The sequence below is a fragment of the Thermus sp. 2.9 genome, assembly GCF_000794385.1.
In the GTDB taxonomy this organism is placed as follows: Bacteria; Deinococcota; Deinococci; order Deinococcales; family Thermaceae; genus Thermus; species Thermus thalpophilus.
This window is the reverse complement of record NZ_JTJB01000003.1, coordinates 1-18,505: the sequence shown is the minus strand read 5'-3', so window position 1 is coordinate 18,505 and position 18,505 is coordinate 1. Positions and strand designations below refer to the sequence as shown.

12 protein-coding genes and 5 pseudogenes are annotated in these 18,505 nt (G+C 68.0%); 8 read left to right on the top strand and 9 right to left on the bottom strand.

Features of this window, described 5'->3' with window-relative positions; genetic code table 11:
- Nucleotides 1–65: 65 nt before the first annotated feature.
- Genes fabF through lysN form a run of 3 tightly spaced genes read left to right on the top strand, consistent with a single transcriptional unit; the run spans nt 66 to nt 3,633 of the window.
- Nucleotides 66–1,292 (top strand): beta-ketoacyl-ACP synthase II, encoded by a 1,227-nt coding sequence (fabF, locus tag QT17_RS01615; RefSeq protein ID WP_039455570.1) that lies wholly within the window; start codon nt 66–68, stop codon nt 1,290–1,292.
- A complete protein-coding gene (locus tag QT17_RS01610) occupies nt 1,293–2,423 on the top strand; it encodes a deoxyguanosinetriphosphate triphosphohydrolase (protein WP_039455568.1) in 1,131 nt (376 codons plus the stop codon).
- Between the two features lie 16 nt (nt 2,424–2,439).
- Nucleotides 2,440–3,633, top strand: a complete 1,194-nt coding sequence (gene lysN, locus QT17_RS01605; protein ID WP_039455567.1) for a 2-aminoadipate transaminase — start codon at nt 2,440–2,442, stop codon at nt 3,631–3,633.
- On the opposite strand, the gene QT17_RS01600 is transcribed toward lysN, so the two are convergent.
- The 4 genes and pseudogenes from QT17_RS01600 to panB all read right to left on the bottom strand — a co-directional run bounded on the left by QT17_RS01600 (nt 3,616) and on the right by panB (nt 6,895).
- Nucleotides 3,616–4,293: a hypothetical protein gene (locus tag QT17_RS01600; protein WP_039455566.1), complete on the bottom strand. Its 678-nt coding sequence runs from the start codon at nt 4,291–4,293 to the stop codon at nt 3,616–3,618. The two genes, lysN and QT17_RS01600, sit on opposite strands and share 18 nt — an antisense overlap.
- A complete protein-coding gene (locus QT17_RS01595; RefSeq protein WP_052155134.1) occupies nt 4,268–5,155 on the bottom strand; it encodes a site-specific DNA-methyltransferase in 888 nt (295 codons plus the stop codon). Before QT17_RS01595 ends, QT17_RS01600 begins: the two co-directional genes overlap by 26 nt.
- Nucleotides 5,155–6,102: pseudogene (locus QT17_RS01590) on the bottom strand (RluA family pseudouridine synthase). Before QT17_RS01590 ends, QT17_RS01595 begins: the two are co-directional and overlap by 1 nt.
- 7 nt (nt 6,103–6,109) lie before the next feature.
- On the bottom strand, nt 6,110–6,895 hold the full coding sequence (gene panB, locus QT17_RS01585; RefSeq protein WP_039455564.1) for a 3-methyl-2-oxobutanoate hydroxymethyltransferase: 786 nt from the start codon (nt 6,893–6,895) through the stop codon (nt 6,110–6,112).
- Between the two features lie 24 nt (nt 6,896–6,919).
- On the opposite strand from panB, the gene ruvB reads away from it, so the two are divergent.
- Together ruvB and QT17_RS01575 are read left to right on the top strand one after the other, a co-directional pair.
- Nucleotides 6,920–7,897, top strand: a complete 978-nt coding sequence (gene ruvB / locus QT17_RS01580) for a Holliday junction branch migration DNA helicase RuvB (protein WP_039455563.1) — start codon at nt 6,920–6,922, stop codon at nt 7,895–7,897.
- Nucleotide 7,898: 1 nt separating this feature from the next.
- A pseudogene (locus tag QT17_RS01575) lies at nt 7,899–8,606 on the top strand (DUF4388 domain-containing protein); the annotation flags it as partial.
- Between the two features lie 30 nt (nt 8,607–8,636).
- Here QT17_RS01575 and QT17_RS13545 read toward each other — a convergent pair.
- Nucleotides 8,637–9,478 (bottom strand): IS5 family transposase gene (locus QT17_RS13545; RefSeq protein WP_244346638.1). Its coding sequence is split into 2 segments (ribosomal slippage): nt 8,637–9,115 and nt 9,115–9,478, totalling 843 coding nucleotides; the frame shifts between segments, so codons are not numbered across the junction.
- A gap of 151 nt (nt 9,479–9,629) precedes the next feature.
- Between QT17_RS13545 and QT17_RS01560 the strand changes: the two are divergent.
- Nucleotides 9,630–10,783, top strand: a pseudogene (locus QT17_RS01560) (IS256 family transposase).
- A gap of 8 nt (nt 10,784–10,791) precedes the next feature.
- Nucleotides 10,792–11,103 (top strand): annotated as a pseudogene (locus QT17_RS01555) (hypothetical protein); the annotation flags it as partial.
- On the opposite strand, the gene QT17_RS01550 reads toward QT17_RS01555, so the two are convergent.
- Nucleotides 11,100–12,455, bottom strand: coding sequence for a tetratricopeptide repeat protein (locus tag QT17_RS01550; protein WP_039455560.1), 1,356 nt, complete (start codon nt 12,453–12,455; stop codon nt 11,100–11,102). The pseudogene QT17_RS01555 and the gene QT17_RS01550 sit on opposite strands and share 4 nt — an antisense overlap.
- Nucleotides 12,456–12,529: 74 nt before the next feature.
- On the opposite strand from QT17_RS01550, the pseudogene ftsH reads away from it, so the two are divergent.
- Nucleotides 12,530–14,375 (top strand): annotated as a pseudogene (gene ftsH / locus QT17_RS01545) (ATP-dependent zinc metalloprotease FtsH).
- Here ftsH and QT17_RS01540 read toward each other — a convergent pair.
- The 3 genes from QT17_RS01540 to galT are packed head-to-tail and all read right to left on the bottom strand — an operon-like array spanning nt 14,372 to nt 18,440.
- A complete protein-coding gene (locus QT17_RS01540; RefSeq protein WP_039455558.1) occupies nt 14,372–15,910 on the bottom strand; it encodes an FAD-dependent oxidoreductase in 1,539 nt (512 codons plus the stop codon). The pseudogene ftsH and the gene QT17_RS01540 sit on opposite strands and share 4 nt — an antisense overlap.
- On the bottom strand, nt 15,910–17,397 hold the full coding sequence (glpK, locus tag QT17_RS01535; protein WP_039455557.1) for a glycerol kinase GlpK: 1,488 nt from the start codon (nt 17,395–17,397) through the stop codon (nt 15,910–15,912). Before glpK ends, QT17_RS01540 begins: the two co-directional genes overlap by 1 nt.
- Complete coding sequence (gene galT / locus QT17_RS01530) at nt 17,394–18,440, bottom strand: galactose-1-phosphate uridylyltransferase (RefSeq protein WP_039455555.1); 1,047 nt, start codon at nt 18,438–18,440, stop codon at nt 17,394–17,396. The genes glpK and galT overlap by 4 nt, the downstream gene beginning before the upstream one ends.
- Nucleotides 18,441–18,505: the final 65 nt, after the last annotated feature.

Sequence of the window (18,505 nt, the reverse complement as noted above, 5' to 3'; positions counted from 1 at the left end):
GGCGCCGGGCGGGTTTTGGGGATTTGGCCCGTCCGGCGCTTTCCTTTTGGCGGTATACTGCGCCCATGCGACGCGTGGTGGTCACCGGCCTCGGGGCCCTTACCCCCATCGGGGTGGGCCAGGAGGCCTTCCACAAAGCCCAACTGGAGGGTAAAAGCGGGGTCCGCACCATCACCCGGTTTGACGCCTCGGCGCTCCCCGTGCGCATCGCCGCCGAGGTGGACGTGGACGCGGAAGCCTACCTGGACAAGAAGGAGATCAAGCGCCTGGACCGCTTCGCCCAGTACGCCCTCATCGCCGCCGAGCTGGCCCTCAAGGACGCCGGGCTGGAACCGGGGACGCTGAACCCCGAGCGGGTGGGCACCTTGGTGGGCACGGGCATCGGGGGCATGGAAACCTGGGAAGCGCAGAGCAAGGTCTTCCTAGAAAGGGGCCCCAACCGCATCAGCCCCTTCTTCATCCCCATGATGATCGCCAACATGGCCTCGGCCCACATCGCCATGCGCTACGGCTTCATGGGGCCTTCCACCACCGCCGTCACCGCCTGCGCTACCGGCTCGGACGCCATCGGCCAGGCCTTCCGCATGATCCAGCTGGGGGAGGCGGACGTGGTCATTGCCGGGGGGACGGAGGCGGCCATCACCCCCATGGCCATCGGGGCCTTCGCCGTGATGCGGGCCCTTTCCACCCGGAACGAGGAGCCCCATAAGGCGAGCCGCCCCTTCACCCTAAGCCGGGACGGGTTCGTCATGGGGGAAGGAGCCGGGGTCCTGGTCCTGGAAGCGTACGAGCACGCCCAAAAGCGGGGAGCCAGGATTTACGCCGAGATCGTGGGCTTCGGCCGGAGCGCTGACGCCCACCACATCACCGAGCCCCACCCCGAAGGGAAGGGGGCCGCCTTGGCCATGAAGCGGGCCCTCGAGGACGCCCAGGTGCCCCCCGAGGCCGTGGGCTACATCAACGCCCACGGCACCTCCACCCCTGTGGGGGATAGGGCGGAGGTGTTAGCCATCAAGCAGGTCTTCGGGGAGCACGCCAAGCGCCTCATGGTTTCCAGCACCAAGAGCATGATCGGCCACCTCCTGGGGGCGGCGGGAGCGGTGGAGGCCATCGCCACGGTGCAGGCGCTTTATCACGGGGTAATCCCCCCCACCCTCAACCTGGAAGACCCCGACCCTGAGCTGGACTTGGACTTCGTCCCCGAGCCTCGGGAAGCAAAGGTGGACTACGCCCTTTCCAACTCCTTCGCCTTTGGCGGCCACAACGCCGTTCTCCTCTTCAAGCGGGTCTAGATGCTCTTCCCCCGGGAAACCCTTCTGGAGCTGGAGGCCGCCCGCCTCGCCCCCTATGCGCAAAAGGCCAGGGACACCCGGGGGCGCATGCACCCCGAGCCCGAGTCCTCCTTCCGCACCCCCTACCAGAAGGACCGGGACCGCATCCTCCACACCACCGCCTTCCGCCGCCTGGAGTACAAGACCCAGGTGCTTCCCGGTTGGGCCGGGGACTACTACCGCACCCGCCTCACCCACACCCTGGAGGTGGCCCAGGTGTCCCGCTCCATCGCCCGCGCCCTAGGCCTCAACGAGGACCTCACCGAGGCCATCGCCCTCTCCCACGACCTGGGCCACCCCCCCTTCGGCCACACGGGAGAAAAGGTCCTGCACGAGCTCATGAAGGACCACGGGGGCTTTGAGCACAACGCCCAGGCCCTGCGCATCCTCACCCACTTGGAGGTGCGCTACCCCGGCTTCCGCGGCCTCAACCTGACCTACGAGGTCCTGGAGGGGATCGCCACCCACGAGGCCGCCTATGTCCCGGGCTTCAAGGAACAGTACCAAGGGCAGGGCACCCTCGAGGCCCAGGTGGTGGACCTCTCCGACGCCATCGCCTACGCCGCCCACGACCTGGACGACGGGCTAAGGGCGGGGCTTTTGCGCCCGGAGGAGCTTCTGGACGTCCCCCTCCTCAAGGCCCTGGCCCAGGAGGAAGGGCTGGACCTCCTGCGGCTTCCCGAGTTGGAGCGGCGGGTTCTGGTGCGGCAACTTTTGGGCTACTTCATCACCGCCGCCATTGAGGCCACCCACGCCCGCCTGGAAAGGGCCCAGGTGCACAGCGCCGAGGCGGTGCGCCACCATCCCAGCCGCCTCGCCACCCTCACGGAGGAGGCGGAAGCGGCGCTCAAAGAGCTAAAGGCTTTCTTGTTTGAGCGCTTCTACCGCCACCCCGAGGTGCTTCGGGAAAGGCTCAAGGCCGAAACCGCCCTGGAAGGGCTTTTCCGCGCCTACACCCGCTACCCGGAAACCCTGCCCAAGGAGGTGCAGGGGCGCATCCTCGAGGAGGGCCTGGAGCGGGCGGTGTGCGACTACATCGCCGGCATGACGGACCGCTACGCCCTGGAAGCTTACCGCCGCCTTTTCCCCTAAGGCGTAGAATGGGTAAGTGAGAACCCTGGACTGGAGTACCCTTTTCGGCGAAAGGGCGGGCCGCATCCAGGCCTCCACCATCCGGGAGCTCCTCAAGCTCACCCAGCGCCCGGGGGTCATCAGCTTCGCCGGGGGGCTTCCCGCCCCCGACCTCTTCCCCAAGGACCTGGCGGCGGAAAAGGTGGCGGCCATCTTGCGGGAAAAGGGGGAGGTGGCCTTGCAGTATGGCCCCACGGAGGGCTACCTTCCCCTTAGGGCCTGGGTGGCGGACTGGCTCGGCCTCAACCCGGAGGAGGTCCTCATCACCACGGGAAGCCAGCAGGCCCTAGACCTCCTGGGCAAGGTCTTCCTGGACGAGGGAAGCCCCCTCCTCCTGGAAGCCCCCAGCTACATGGGGGCCATCCAGGCCTTCCGCCCCTATGGCCCCCGCTTCCTCACCGCGCCCACTGGGGAGGAGGGGCCGGACCTGGAGGCCTTGGAGGAGGTCCTGAAGCGGGAGCGCCCCCGCTTCCTCTACCTCATCCCCTCCTTCCAAAACCCCTCGGGGGGCCTCATGCCCCTTCCCGCCCGCCAGCGCCTCCTGGCCATGGCCATGGAACGGGGCCTGGTGGTGGTGGAGGACGACGCCTACCGGGAGCTCTACTTTGGGGAAAGCAGGCTTCCCAGCCTCTTTGAGCTCGCCCGGCAGGCGGGCTACCCGGGGGTCATTTACCTGGGAAGCTTTTCCAAAATCCTCGCGCCGGGCCTCCGGGTGGCCTTTGCGGCCGGGAACCTCGAGGCCATCCGCAAGCTCACCCAGGCCAAGCAGGGGTCCGACCTCCACACCCCCGTCCTCAACCAGATGCTGGTCCACGCCCTGGTGCAGGAGGGCTTTTCCGAGCGCCTCGCCCTCATCCGCAGGACCTACCGGGAAAAGGCCCTGGCCATGCTTTCCGCCTTGGACCGGGAGATGCCCGAGGGGGTCCGCTACACCCGGCCCCAGGGTGGGATGTTCGTCTGGATGACGCTACCCGAGGGGCTTTCCGCCGAGCGCCTCTTCCAACGGGCCATAGAGGAAAACGTGGCCTTTGTGCCCGGAGGCCCCTTCTTCGCCAACGGGGGCGGGGAGAACACCCTGAGGCTCTCTTACGCCACCATGGACCGAGCGCGCATAGAAGAGGGCGTGCGCCGCCTGGGCAGGGCGCTAAAGGGGCTACTGGCCCTGGCCTAGGAAAAGCAGGGGCTCCCGCTGGCGCAAGGCCCCCACCAAAAGGTCTAAAAAGGCCTCGCCCGCACGGGCCGTTTCCTGGGGGTTTTGCAAAAGCGGCCGTTTCCTTGTATCTATCTCCAAGACCCAATGGGCCTCCACCAGCCCCTGGGCCCAAAGGGGGGGCCGCCTTCGCGCCAAAGCGGCAAGCCCGTCCTTGAAGCGAGCATAGATGGGCAAAAGCTCGTCCCCTTCAGGTTGTCTGTAGACGCCCTTTCGCTTGGTGGGCGCCCCATGGTCCAGGACCACCACGTAGCCCACCACCACCTCGGGGAAAAGCATCTGCACCGAGGAAACCTCCCCCACCAGGTCATCCAAGCGGTTGGGCCAGGAGCCCGAAGGGTTTTTCAAAATGGACTTAAGGGAAAGGAGAAGCCGGGGCTTTTTGGGAAGCGTGGGCCCCATCGGGTAGACCAACCCCAGGTCCCAAGCCTTTTCCCGCGCCAACCCTGGCACCTGGACTTCCGGTTCCAGATAGGGCCAAAGGTGGGAAGGAAGACGCGCGCGCAAGCGCCCCATCAGGTAGTCAGCGAGGCGGTTTTGGCGCCCGCTGTCCTGGGAGGAGGTGTGGATCAGTCCTTCCAGCACCCCCTCCAGCTCACGGGCCAAGTCCTGGGATCCCATCCCAAACCTCCAAGGAGCCCCCGGGAACCTCCTGGGCAAAGCGCCTTTGGGCGAGCTCAGCGTACCGGGGCACCAGCTCCACCCCAAGGGCCCTCCGCCCCCACTTGGCGGCGGCGATGAGGGTGGTGCCGGTGCCGGCGAAGGGGTCTAGCACCACATCCCCCACGAAGCTGAACATGCGCACGAGCCTCTCCGCCAGCTCCAACGGGAAGGGCGCCGGGTGGGCCTTGGTGCTTTCCCCGGGAATGTCGTCCCAGATTTGCCGGAACCAGCGGGCAAAGAGTTCTTTGGGGATGCGGGAGGCCTCCCGCTGCGCCGGGGTGGGCTTGCGGTAGCCCCCGGGCTTCCTTTGCATGAGGATGTATTCCACCTCGGTCTTGATGATGGCCCCGGGCTCGTAGGGCCTGCCCAGGAAGAACCCGGGGCGGTCCGCCTCGAGGGCGGCGTTGGTGTGCTTGTGCCATAGGATGGGGTTGAGGTTGTCAAAGCCCACCTTCCGGCAGCGCACCTGGATGTCGGCGTGGAGGGGGAAGACCAGGTGGCGCCCAAAGCGCCTCCGGGCCACGGCCACATCCCCCACCACGATGACGAGCCGCCCCCCGGGGGCCAGGACCCGGTAAACCTCCCGCCACACCTTGTCCAGCTCGTCCAGGAAGGCTTCGTAGTCCTCCACGTGGCCCAGTTGCCCGGGCATGTCCTCGTAGCGCTTCAGGGTCCAGTAGGGGGGTGAGGTGAGAACCAGGTGCACGGAGGCCTCGGGCAGGCGGGTAAGCACCTCCCGAGCGTCCCCCACGTAGAGACGGGGCTGGCCCGCCTCTTCGGGCAGGCTTTCCGCTACCGGAAAGGCCTGGGAAGCGCTCATTAGGCCCCAGTATACCCTTCCAGGAGAATATCCCCCGGCCACACCCCCCCCACCGCCCCCCATGCCCGCACCATATCGGGGGGCACCGGGGCCACAAACTCCAAGATGCGCCCGGTGCGGGGATGGGGGATCCGGAGCTCGTAGGCGTGCAGGGCCTGGCGGGGGATATGGGGGCTTTTCCTGCCGTAAACCTCATCCCCCAGGATGGGGGCCTTTAGGTGCTTCAGGTGCACCCGGATCTGGTGGGTGCGCCCCGTGTGGGGCCTGGCCTCCACCAAGGCGTGGGGCCCGGCGGTGGCCAAAATCCTAAACTCCGTCTCGGCGTAGCGGGGAGCCACACCCCCCACGTGCATCTTGTGCCGCTCCACCGGGTGGCGCCCGATGGGGGCGATGAGGGTGCCCTCCTTGGGGTGTCCCTCGGTGAGGGCCAGGTAGCGCTTCATCACGAGCCGGTCGCGGAAGGCGCGGGAGAGGGCCTCCACCGCCCCCGGGTGCTTGGCCACCACCAAAACGCCGCTCGTGTCCTTGTCCAGGCGGTGGACGATGCCCGGGCGCACCAGTTCAGGCCGAGCGGGGGGAAGGGCTTCCGGAACCTCCAAATAGCGGCCCAAAAAGGGCGTTCACCACGGTACCCCGTGTAGACCCCAGGGGCGGGGTGGGGTGAGGAAGGCCCGGGGGCTTGTTCAGGACCAGGAAGGTCCTCGTCCTCATAAAGCAGGGGAAGGGGAAAGGTCCTCCGGCACCACCATGGGCCGCTCCTCCGGGGGCTCCACGTGGACCTCTTCCCCCTTCAAGCGGTAGGAGGGTTTTTCCACCACCCGTTCCCCCACCCGCACCCGGCCCTGGGCAATCCAGGCCTGGGCCCGGGCCCGGCTCACCCCGCAGGCCTCGGCCACCGCCTGGTCCAGGCGCACCCCTTCCGCCTGAAAGCGCACCACGGCCTTCATTGTAGGGCTAGAAGCTATGCTCAGGGCCGGGGAAAACCCCCTCCCGCACCTCCTTGGCGTACTGGACAAGGGCTTCTTGGATCAGCTTCCCCGCCTCCAAATAGCGCTTCACGAAGCGGGGCTTGAACTCCCCGTAAAGCCCCACCACGTCGTGGAAGACCAGGACCTGGGCGTCCGTATAGGGCCCAGCCCCGATGCCCACGGTGTGGATGGAAAGCCGCCCCGTGATCTCCTTGGCCAAGAGGGCGGGGACCATCTCCAGCACCACCCCATAGGCCCCCGCCTCCTCCAAGGCCATGGCACCTTTTAGGATGCGCTCCGCCTCCTCGGGCCGCTTGCCCTGGAGCTTATAGCCCCCGAGCTGGCTCGCCGTCTGGGGGGTGAGGCCCACGTGCCCCAAGACCGGAACCCCGGCCCGGGTGAGGCCCCGGACGATCTCCGCCACCTCCTCGCCCCCCTCTAGCTTCACCGCGTCGGCCCCGCCCTCCTTAAGGAGGCGCTCCGCCGCACTCAAGGCCCGGTCCAAGGTGGCGTAGGAGAGGTAGGGGAGGTCCGCCACCAAGAAGGTGTCGGGCGCCCCCCGCCTGGCGGCCTTGGTGTGGTGGAGCATCTCCTCCAGACTCACCGGGACGGTGGAGGGGTAGCCCAGGACCACCATGCCCAAGGAGTCCCCCACCAAAATGGCGTCCACCCCCGCCGCCTCCGCCAGGCGGGCGGTGGGGTAATCGTACGCTGTGAGGTAGACGAGCCGCTTGCCCTTGGCCTCGCGAAACTCCTTCACCGTGCGCCGCACGGGAAAAGGCTATCATGAAAGGGCGTGGAGGTTTACCCGGACTTCGCCCTAAGGCCCAAGACCCTGGACGAGTACATCGGCCAGGAAAGGCTAAAGAAGAAGCTTAGGGTCTACCTCGAGGCCGCCAAGGCCCGGGGGGAACCCCTGGAGCACCTCCTCCTCTTTGGCCCCCCCGGCCTGGGCAAGACCACCCTGGCCCACGTGATCGCCCACGAGCTTGGGGTGAACCTCCGCGTCACCTCGGGGCCCGCCATAGAAAAGCCTGGGGACCTGGCGGCCATCTTGGCCAACTCCCTGGAGGAGGGGGACATCCTCTTCATTGACGAGATCCACCGCCTGAGCCGCCAAGCGGAGGAGCACCTCTACCCGGCCATGGAGGACTTCAAGATGGACATCGTCATCGGCCAGGGGCCGGCGGCGCGGACCATCCGCCTGGAGCTTCCCCGCTTCACCTTGATCGGGGCCACCACCCGCCCCGGCCTCATCACCGCTCCCCTGAGGAGCCGCTTCGGCATCGTGGAGCACCTGGAGTACTACTCCTTGGAAGAGCTCGCCCAAGGGATCCGACGGGACGCCGGGCTCCTGGGGGTGGAGATCACGGAAGAGGCCGCCATGGAGATCGCCAAGCGGAGCCGGGGCACCATGCGCATCGCCAAGCGGCTTTTCCGCCGGGTGCGGGACTTCGCCCAGGTGGCGGGGGAAGGGGTCATCACCCCGGAAAGGGCCAAGGAGGCCCTGGCCGCCTTGGGCCTGGACGAGCTCGGCCTGGAAAAGCGGGACCGGGAGATCCTCGAGGCCCTCATCCTCCGCTTCGGGGGTGGGCCCGTGGGCCTCGCCACCCTGGCCACGGCGGTTTCGGAGGACCCCGGGACCCTGGAGGAGGTGCACGAGCCCTACCTCATCCAGCAGGGCCTCCTCAAGCGCACCCCCCGGGGCCGGGTGGCCACGGAGCGGGCCTACCGCCACCTGGGCTACCCGCCCCCCGCAGAACCCCTCCTCTAGCATGATCCGGGCCACCCTCGAGGAACTGGACCTGGGCGAACTCCTAAAAGCCCTTTCCGCCCAGCGGAAAAGCGCCGTGGTGGCCTTCCAGGGCCGCATCTACGGCCGGGTCCACCTCCTGGGCGGGCGCATCCTCTACGCCCGCACCGAGCCGGGCCCCCACCTGGGGGAGTACCTGGTGCGCCTCGGCCACCTCACCCTGGAGGAAGTGCAGGAGCTCGTGGAGCGCCAGGGCCGGGAAAACCCCGGCACCCCCTTGGGGGCCTTGGCCTTGGAGCTCGGCCTCATCGGGGAGGAGGAGCTAAGGGAGGCCCTGGAGGCCCAGGTCCTGGAGGCCCTGGCCACCCTTTTGGGAGAAAAGGAAGGGGAGGTCCTGGCCGAGCCCCTCACGGAGGGGAGCCAGGTGGCCCTCCCCCACACCCTGGACACGGACGCCGCCCTCATGGAAGCGGCGAGACGCCTGGACGAGTGGCGCCGGGGCCAGGTGGACCCGGACGAGGTCTTTCACCTGGTGGAAGACCCCACCCGCCATCCCCTGCCCCCGGAGGCTTGGGCGGTGTTGGAGCACCTGGACGGGGTGCGGCGGGCCCGGAGCGTGGCCCTCCTTTCTGGCCTGCCGGAGGAGGAGGTCTACCACCTCCTTTTTGAGCTCAAAAGCCGGGGCCTGGTGCGCCCTTCCACCCTCCTGGCGGAAGACCCCTTGGTCTTAGAGGCTGTCGTAAAAGTCCTCCACGGCCAGCTACGCGGCCCTAGCCAGCCGCTTCACCAACAAGCGTAGCATGCCCAGATACACCCAGGCCTCGCTCACCCGAGGGTTAGCTTCGTAGTCCTTGGCAAGCCGCCGATTCCGCCCAAGCCAGGCGAAGGTCCGCTCCACCACCCACCGCTTGGGCAAGGGCTTGAACCCCCTCTCCCGCGGAAGCTCCGGCGCCTCCTCCCCCTCCCGCACCCAGACCCCACGCACCCCCGCGTAGGGACGGGCCACCACCTCAAGCTCCAGCCCCAGGGAAGAAGCGAGCCCCTTGAGGCCCCTGTACCCCCAGTCCACAAAGAGCTTCCGCACCCTTGGCCAAAGGGAGAGGTCCATCCCCAGGAGCAAGGCCTCCCCACCCCGCTTATCGTGCTCGTTGGCCGGGTGCACGAAGGCCTTCAGCAAGCGACCCCCCGTGTCCGTCAAGATTTGGCGCTTTCTCCCCTTGACCTTTTTCGCCCCGTCGTTCCCTCGGGGCCCCCTTTTTCCGTGGTCTTGACGGACTGGCTATCCATCACCAGAGCGCTGGGCGAAGCTTGCCTCCCTTCTCGCTCCCGGTCCTGGCGGGCCAGGGCCTGGACGGCCTTCTCCCAAATGCCTTCCTTCTGCCACTTGCGGAAGTAGTGGTAGACGGTGGACCAGTGGGGCAAGTCATGGGGCATAGCCCGCCACTTGATGCCGTTTTCCAGGACGTAAAGGATGGCGTTAACGATTTCTCTCCTCGGCACCTTGGCGGGTCGGCCGCCGGGCTTGGGGGCTGGGATGAGGGGCTCCAGGAGGGCCCACTCCGCATCGCTGAGGTCGCTGGGGTAAGATCGTCTAGAGCTCATCCCTCAAGAATACCACCCTTTTACGACAGCCTCTTAGTCCTGGCGGAAAGCGGGGGGTCGTGTAAGGAATTATGTGTAGGGGTTTGTGTATAAAAGGGGGGTACCAGGATTAGGAAGGAGGTACCCCGTGGACCAGGATACCTTGCAGGTGATGCTAAGGGAAGCGGTGAGGCAGACGGTGACCGAGGTCTTGCAGATTCTCCTGGACGCCGACCGGGAAGCCTTCTTGCGCCAGCACGGGGGACGCAAGAACGGCTACTACCCCCGCAAGCTGGAGACCGCCTTTGGCCAGGTGAAGCTGGCCATCCCCCGGGATCGGGAAGGGAAATACTATCCCAGCCTCCTTCAACCCTATGCCCGCCGTCAGGTGGACGTGGGGGAGGTGGCCATTGCCCTTTACGCCGCTGGGGTGAGTCAACGCAAAGCGGCGGAGGTGATGAGCCTCTTGCTGGGCCACCGGTACACCCACGAAACCATCAGCGCCATCACCGACCAGGTGCTGGAAGCGGCCGAGGCTTTCCAGAAGCGGCCTTTGCCGGAGGAGATGGCCTTTGTTTACCTGGATGGCTTTTTCTTGAAGGTGCTCAGGGAGGGACTTGGGGTGGAGAGGGCGGCCGTATACGTGGCCCTGGGGGTGACCCCCAAAGGGGAGAGGCAGGTTCTGGGCTTCTGGCTCCTTCCACGGAGAACGCCCATGCCTGGGGGGAGGTGCTGAAGGAGCTTTGGGAAAGGGGGCTAAGGCGGGTGTTGCTGTTGGTCACCGATGGTCTACCTGGGATAGAGGAGGCCATCAGGAGGGTTTATCCCATGGCGGGGTGGCAGCGGTGCGTGGTGCACATGGTGCGCTCTAGCCTGGGGCAGGTGCGTTCCCGGGACAGGGCTCTTTTGGCCCAAGACCTGAAGGGGGTGTACATGGCGGGGAGCCGACAGGAAGCCCTGGGTGCTTTGGAGAGGCTGAGGGAGGCCTGGGGTGCCAGGTACCCTTCCCTGGTGGCCTCCTGGTGGGAGAACTCGGGGGCTCTGCTCCGTTTCCACGATTACCCCCAGGTGCTCTGGCCCTATCTTCGCAGCACTAACCTGATGGAGCGGTTTATTCGGGAAGTGAGGCGTGGGACGAAGGTGCGGGACCACAAGTTTCCCAAGGGAGAGGCGGTGTACAAGCTTTTGTACCTGGAGTCCGAGCGGCAGGAAGGGAGGTGGGCGGAGCGGAGGTTGAAGGGTTTTGCCGAGGTGCAGGAGGTGTTGGAAGGGATGCTTCGGGAGAGGTATGCCCCCCGTACACAGACGCTTACACATAAATCTTGACACGACCAAGCGGGGTGGTGCGGAGGCTTCTTCTTTACCTCCTCGAGGCCCACCGCTTCCGCGTCCTCTTGGCCAAGGACCTGGAGATGGCCCTAAGGCTCCTCAAGGAAAGGCCCAAGGGCGTCATCGTGCAAGGGGAAAAGGCCCTGGAGATGGCCCGCAGGATCCGGTCCCACCCCGAGGGGAAGCTCGCCTCCTTGTACCTGGTGAGCGAAACCCCCCCGGGCCTCCTCTTCCGCCCCTTGCGGGTCCTCCACCTGCCCAAGCCCCTCCGGGCCCAGGAGGTGCTCAGGGCCCTAAGCCCCTTGCGGCGGGGCTAGTTGGGCCGCCGGCCCTGGCGCAGAATGGCCTCGGCCCGCTCCCGGTAGGCCAGGAGGGCCTGGTGCCACTCGTCGGCGGGGTGGACGTGGGGCAGCACCGCCTCGGCGCGGGCCAGGATCTCCTCCGGGAAGCGGTAGCCCAACTGGGCCAAGGTGTCCACCACCATCTCCTGGGCCCCCACCCACTCCCGGCTCCCCTCCTCGGAAAGCTCCGCCGCCTTGCGGTAGTGGGCCAGGGCCTCCTCCAGGTGCATGAGGTCGTAGGCCACGTGGCCCAGGATGAGCTCCCCCGCCGCCTCCGCCCCTTGGGCCATGGCCTCCTTGGCCACGGTTTCCGCCTCCTGGTAGCGCCCCTGGCGGTAGAGGGCCTCCGCCAGGTCCGCCAGGGCCTGGGCCCGGTAGGGGTAGCCCTCCTCCTCCACCAGGGCCCTGAGGTACGCCTCGGCCTCGAGGAAAGCCCCCTGGTCCAAGGCCGCTACCCCCATCTCGTGGAGCACGTAAGGCCGCTCCTCCCCTTGGGCCCTGGCCAGGGCTTCCCGATAAGCCCCCATGGCCTCCTCGTGGCGGCCGAGCCTTTGCAGGATCTGCCCCATGAGGAGGGGGGTGCCGTAGGCCCTGTGGCCGCTTTCCTCCTCCTTCCTCAGGGCCTCCTGCACCTCCTCCAGGGCCCGGTTGGGGTTTTCCAAGAGGAGGTGGGCCCGGGCCAGGAGGTAGTGGCGGGTGGCGGCGTCCTCCACCCCTTCCATCTCCCCCACCTCCTCCTCCGCCTCCTTCAAGGCCACAAGGGCCCGCTCCCCTTCCCCCGCCTCCACCCACATGGCGGCGGCGTCCAGAAGGAGCCAGTAGCGCTCAAGCCCCAGGGCGAGCTCCGCCCCCCGCTCGTAGGCCGTGGCTGCCTCCCGGTGGCGGCCAAGCCGCTCCAGGGCCCTCCCCTTTAGCGCCTCCGCCCGCCAGGCCAAGAAGGCGGGAAGCCCCTCCCTGAGCGTCCCCAAGACCTCTTCAAAGCGGCCCAGGTAAAAGAGGGCCTGGGCCTGGTGGTAAAGGGCCCGGGGGTCCTCCGTGGGGAGGAAGAGGGGGAGAACCTCCCGCTCGCTCCGCCCCTCCAGGGCCAGAAGCTCGGCCAAAAGGGCCCGGTAAAGGGGGTTATACTCCAGCTCCCCGAGCTCATAAGCCTCCTCCAAGGCCCGATGGGCCCGCTCCAGCCCCTCCTCCCCGTAGAGGCTATGCACCTCGGCCAGGAGCAAAAGGGCTTCCTTGGCCTCCTCCTTGGAACCGAAGAGGGCCTTGCGGGTGAGGCGCTCTATGGCGGTGTCGTAGTCCCCCTGGTGCAGGGCCTCGAGGACCCCCCTCATCGCCGCTAGAGGATACCACAGCCTTCAGTCCTCTCACCCGGTAAGGCGCTACCATAGGGCAAGGGAGGTAGATGTTGCCGCAACGCTTGAACCCCTTTACCCTGATCTTTCTGCTCCTCTTAGGCTACCTGGCCTACACCGCCTTCACCGGCCCCCCGGCCCCCACCCTCTCCTACACCGAGTTCCGGGAGCTGGTACGCCAAGGCAAGGTGGCGGAGGTGACCCTGGAGGAAACCCGCATCCTGGGCGCCCTCAAGGAGCCCGAGCGCTTCCCCACCCCGCAAGGGGGCAGCCAGGTGGCCCGCCGCTTCCAGGTGCCCCTGCCCCCCACCCAGGTGGCGGACCCCGATCTCTTACGCTTCCTGGAGGAAAACGGCGTCCGGGTGGTGACCAAGGCCCCTTCCTTCTGGCCCCAGCTCCTCCTCTACGTGGGCCCCACCCTCCTCCTCATCCTCTTCTTCTGGTTCTTCTTCATGCGAGCCCAAGGCGGGGCGGGCCAGGTGATGCAGTTTGGCCAAAGCCGGGCCAAGCTCTACGGCAAAGAGCGCAAGGTCAACACCACCTTCAAGGACGTGGCCGGCCACGAGGAGGCCAAGCGCGAGCTCATGGAGGTGGTGGACTTCCTCAAGAACCCCAAGAAGTACCTGGAGTTGGGGGCGGAGATCCCTAAAGGCGTCCTCCTGGTGGGCCCCCCGGGCACGGGCAAAACCCTTTTGGCCCGGGCGGTGGCGGGGGAGGCGGGGGTGCCCTTCTTCTCCGTTTCCGCCAGCGAGTTCATGGAGATGTTCGTGGGCGTGGGGGCGAGCCGGGTGCGGAGCCTCTTTGAGGACGCCAGGAGAAGCGCCCCCAGCATCATCTTCATTGACGAGCTGGACTCCATCGGCGCAAGCGGGAGCGGGCATCGGGGGCGGCCACGACGAACGGGAGCAGACCCTAAACCAAATCCTTTCGGAGATGGACGGGTTTGAGAAGGACACCTCCGTCATCGTCCTCGCCGCCACCAACCGCCCCGACATCCTGGACCCCGCCCTGTTGCGCCCGGGGCGCTTTGACCGCCAGGTGGTGGTGGGACTTCCCTCTTTGGAGGAACGGAAGGACATCCTCCTCGTCCACATGCGGGGCAAACCCATCGCCGAGGACGTGGACGCCTTGGAGCTCGCCCACCTCACCCCCGGCTTCTCCGGGGCCGACCTCAAGAACCTGGTGAACGAGGCCGCCCTCCTGGCCGCCCGGGACGGGGAAAAGAAAATCCGCAAGGACCACTTCCTCAAGGCCCTGGACAAGATTGTCCTCGGCCTGGAGCGCCCCGCCCTCAAGCTCTCCCCCGAGGAAAAGCGGGCCGTGGCCTACCACGAAGCGGGCCACGCCGTGGTGGGGGAGGTCCTGCCCCACGCCGACAAGACGGAAAAGGTGTCCATCGTGCCCCGGGGCATGGCCCTGGGGGCCCGGTGGAGCAAGCCGGAAGAGCGGGTTTTGGTCTCCCGGGAACACCTCATGGACGAGCTTTCCGTCCTCATGGCGGGCCGGGTGGCGGAGGAGCTCTTCACCGGCACCGTGACCACCGGGGCCCAGGACGACTTCAAGCGGGCCACTCAGCTCGCCAAGCGCATGGTCCTGGACTGGGGCATGGGGGAGCACTTTAGGAACATCGCCTGGGGGTCGGACTCCGGCCCTATCTTCCTGGGGGAGGAGATCGCCAAGAAAAAGGACCACTCCGAGGAAACCGCCCGCCTCATTGACCAGGACATCCGGAAGATCCTGGACGAGGCCTACGCCCGGGCCCGGGAGGTGCTTTTGGCCCACGCCGAGGCCATGCACCGCCTGGCGGAGGAGCTCCTCCGGGAGGAGACCATCCCCGGGGAAAGGGTGCGGGCCATCCTGCGGGAAACTCAGGCGGTGCAGCGGGCGGAGGAGGGCTAGCAAAGCCCGGGCAAGGCGGCCTCGGCCTCCTTCCGCTCCGCCTCCTTCCGCCCCTGGTCCCAGCCCAGGAGGCTTGCCATGAGCTCCACCACCCGGGGCAGGGCCTCCTTCGCCTTCTCCTGGTCCAAAAGCCCAAGGCCCATCCGCCGCACCAAAACGTCCAGGGGCTTCCAGGCCAGCTCCTCCCGCACGGCGTAGACCACCTCCCCCTCCAGGTGGGGAAGCCCGGGCACAAGGGGCCTATCCCCCAAGGCCGCCACCCTCCCCGCCTCCTTCCCGTAGGTGTGGTAGAGGTACTCCCCCACCTCGGAAGGAAGGTCCAAGGCGGGCTTGGGCCCCGCCCCCCATAGGGGCGTGGCGTGGGAGGTGGAGGCGGGAAGCCCCAGGCTCAGGTCCCGGTCCAGGCGGTCCAAGAGGTCCTTGGCCATGAGGCGGAAGGTGGTCCACTTGCCCCCGGTGAGGGTGTAGAGCCCCCGCTCCTCCGCGATGAGGTGGTCCCGCACCAAAAGCCGGGTCTCCCCCCGCCCCACCAGGGGCCGGAGCCCGGACCAGACCGCCCGGATGTGGGGGGAGAGGTCCCCCAGGTAGGGCCGCACCTCCTCCAGGAGGTAGGCCACCTCCTCCTCCCGGGGGAGGGGGCAAGAAGTGGCCTCGGCGGGGAGGTCGGTGGTGCCGAGGAGGGCCTTGCCCCGGTAGGGCAGGAGGAAAAGCACCCGGCCGTCCCTCGTCTTGGGCAGGAGGAGGCCCATCCGCAAGGGGTAGTCCAGGACCAGGTGGGCCCCGGAGGAGGGGGTGAGGAGGGGGGGGAGGTCAGGGTCCAGGAGGTGGCGGGTGCGGTCGGTGAGGGGGCCGGTGGCGTTCACCACCGCCCTGGCGTAGACCTCCACCTCCTTCCCCGTGAGGCGGTCCCGCACCACCGCCCCCGCCACCCTTCCCCCTTGGAGGAGGAAGGCGGTGGCCTCGGCGTGGTTCAGGGCAGTGGCCCCCCGGTGGAGGGCGGAGAGGAGGAGGGCGAGGGTGAGGCGGTGGTCCAAAAACTGCCCGTCCCAGTAGAGGATGCCCCCCAGGGTCTTGGGCAGCTGGGGGAAGTGGGCCGCCACCGCCTGGGGGGGGAGGTAGCGGGTGGGGCCGAGGCGTCTTCGCCCCGAAAGGAGGTCGTAGAGCATGAGGCCCGTCCCGTAGTAGGGGAGTTCCAGGGGGCGGAAGAGGGGGGTGAGGAGGGGGAGGGGGTGGGCCAGGTGGGGAGCCAGGTCCATCACCACCCGGCGCTCGTGGAGGGCGTCCATTACCAGCTTGAGCTGCCGCCGGTCCAGGCGCTTAAGGGCCAGCTCCAGGTAGCGCACGCCCCCGTGGAGGAGTTTGGTGGAGCGGGAGCTCGTCCCCGCGCCGAAGTCCCTCGCCTCCACCAAGGCGGCCTTGAGGCCCCTCAAGGTGGCCTCCCAGAGGACCCCCGCCCCCGTGGCCCCGCCCCCCAGGATGAGGAGGTCCAGGGGTTCCTTAAGCCCTTCCCAAAGCGCCTCCCGTTCCCAGGGCATCACCCCTCCCCCGCCCAGCCCAGGGCCCGCTCCACCGCCTTCCGCCAAAGGCGGTAACGCCGCGCCCGTTCCCCCTCCGGCATCCGGGGGAGGAAGCGGGCCTCCTCCCGCCACAGGGCGGGGAGGTCCTCAAGGGCAAGCGCCCCCGACCCCATCCCCGCGGCGAAGGCCGCCCCCAAGGCGGTGGTCTCCGTGGTCTTGGGCCGGAGCACCGGCGCCCCCAGGAGGTCCGCCTGGATGGCCAGGAAGGCGTCGCTCTGCGCCATGCCCCCGTCCGCCTTCAGGGCCTTGAGGGGAAGCCCCGCCGCCCCCGCCATGGCCAGGGCCACGTCCCGCACGGAGAAGGCCACCCCCTCCAGGGCCGCCCGCGCCAGGTGGGCCCGTCCCGTGCCCCGGGTGAGCCCCAGGATGGCCCCCCGGGCGTAGGGGTCCCAGTAGGGGGCCCCCAGCCCCGTGAAGGCGGGGACGAAGTAGACGCCCCCCGTGTCCGCCACCTCCTCGGCCAGCCGTCCCGCCTCGGCGCTCTCCCCCAGGAGGCCCACCTCCTGAAGCCATCCCAGCGCCGCCCCCGCCACGAAGACGCTCCCCTCCAGGGCGTAGGTGGCCCGCCCCCGGAGGTGCCAGGCCAGGGTGGTGAGAAGGCCCCCCTCGGCGAACACCGGCCGCTCCCCCGTGTTCAGGAGGAGGAAGGCCCCGGTGCCATAGGTGCACTTCCCCTCCCCCGCCCCCAAAGCCGCCTGCCCCAAGAGGGCCGCCTGTTGGTCCCCCAAAACCCCTCGGATGGGCAAGGGGGCCCCAAGGAGTTCCGGAAGGGTGGTCCCAAAGTCCCCGTCCGAGGGGCGCACCTCGGGGAGAAGGGCTCTTGGGATCTCCAAGGCGGCGAGAAGCTCCTCGTCCCAGGTGAGGCTCTGGAGGTTGAAAAGCAGGGTGCGGCTGGCGTTGGTGGGGTCGGTGGCGTGGACCTTGCCCCCCGTGAGGTGCCAGAGGAGCCAGGTGTCCACGGTCCCGAAGCACACCTCCCCCCGCTCCGCCCGCCCCCTTAGCCCTGGGACGTTCTCCAAAAGCCATAGGAGTTTGCTGGCGGAGAAGTAGGGGTCCAAAAGGAGCCCGGTGCGGGACCGGAAGAGCCCCTCTAGTCCCCGCTCCCTCAGGGCCTCGCAAAGAGGAGCCGTGCGGCGGTCCTGCCAGACGATGGCGTTATGGAGGGGCCGCCCCGTATCCCTTTCCCACACCAAGGTGGTCTCCCGCTGGTTGGCGATGCCCAGGGCCAACACCTCCCGGGCCTCCACCCCCGCCCGCCGCAGCACCTCCCTGGCCGCCCACAGGGTGGTCTCCCAGATCTCCAGGGGGTCGTGCTCCACCCAGCCCGGCCTGGGGTAGAGCTGGGCAAAGGCCCGCTGGGCCACCGCAACGGGCCTCCCCTCCAAAGTGAAGAGAATGGCCCGGCAGGACGTGGTGCCTTGGTCTAGGGCTAAAAGATAGCTCATAACACCTCCCTAAGCCGCCGCGCCGTGTCCTCGGGCAGGGCGTCCACCACGAAGGTCCCCGCCCCAAGCTCCGTTCCCGCCAAAAACTTGAGCTTGTCCCGGGTGCGCTTTGGAGGGTAGAACTCCACGTGGAAATGGAAGGTGCGCTCCTCCCCCAAGGGCGCGGCGTGGAAGACCATCACGTAGGGAAAGGGCTCGCCAAAGAGGGCGTCGTAGCGGGCCACCACCCGGCCCAAAAGCCGGGCGAAGGCCGCCATCTCCCCTTCCCCAAAGGTCCAGGGGCCTGGGTGCCGCTCCCGGGGGGCCACCCAGACCTCGTAGGGGTAGCGGGCGAAGGGGGGCACGAAGGCCAGGAAGCCCTCCTCCTCGTCCACCCGGTAGGCCTCGAGGCGGGGCATAAGCTCCTGGAGCACAGGCCGCTCGCGGAAGGCCGCGCTTTCCCGCTCTAGAAGGGGGGGCACGAAGGGGTAGGCGTAGATCTGCCCGTGGGGGTGGTGCAGGGTCACCCCCACCGCCTCCCCCCGGTTCTCAAAGGGCATGACGAAGCGCACCCCGGGAAGGCTATAGAGGGCCTGGTACCGCTCCCGCCACACCCAGGCCAAAAGGAGCCTCTCCTCCTCGCTAAGCGTGCCCAGGCTCCCCGTGTGGGCGGGGGTGTAGACCACCACCTCGCACCGGCCCCGGGCGGCTTCCGCCGCCACGGGAAGGCCGGAAGGAGGGGACGGAGGGGAGGAAACCAGGGCGGGGAAGCGGTTCTCAAAGACCGCCACCTGGAAGCGGGTAAAGGGGATCTCCGTGGGGAAGGCCCCTTCCCGGCTGGGGCACAAGGGGCAGTGCTCCTTTGGGGGAAGGAAGGTGCGCTCCTGGCGGTGGGCGGCGTAGACCACCCACTCCCCCCGCAAGGGGTGGTAGCGGAGGTGGGGGGCGGGCGCCAGGGCCTCCTCCCCTTCCGGCAAAGGGGCCTCCTCCCAAGGGGTAAGCCCGTAGAGGATGAGCTCCCGGCCGTCCCGCTTCCGGTGGTGGCGCCTATAAAAGAAAGGCATCTCAAAACTTGCACTCATCCACTTCCCCTCAAGGATATGCAACCGGGGGTATTGAAAAGGGCTGT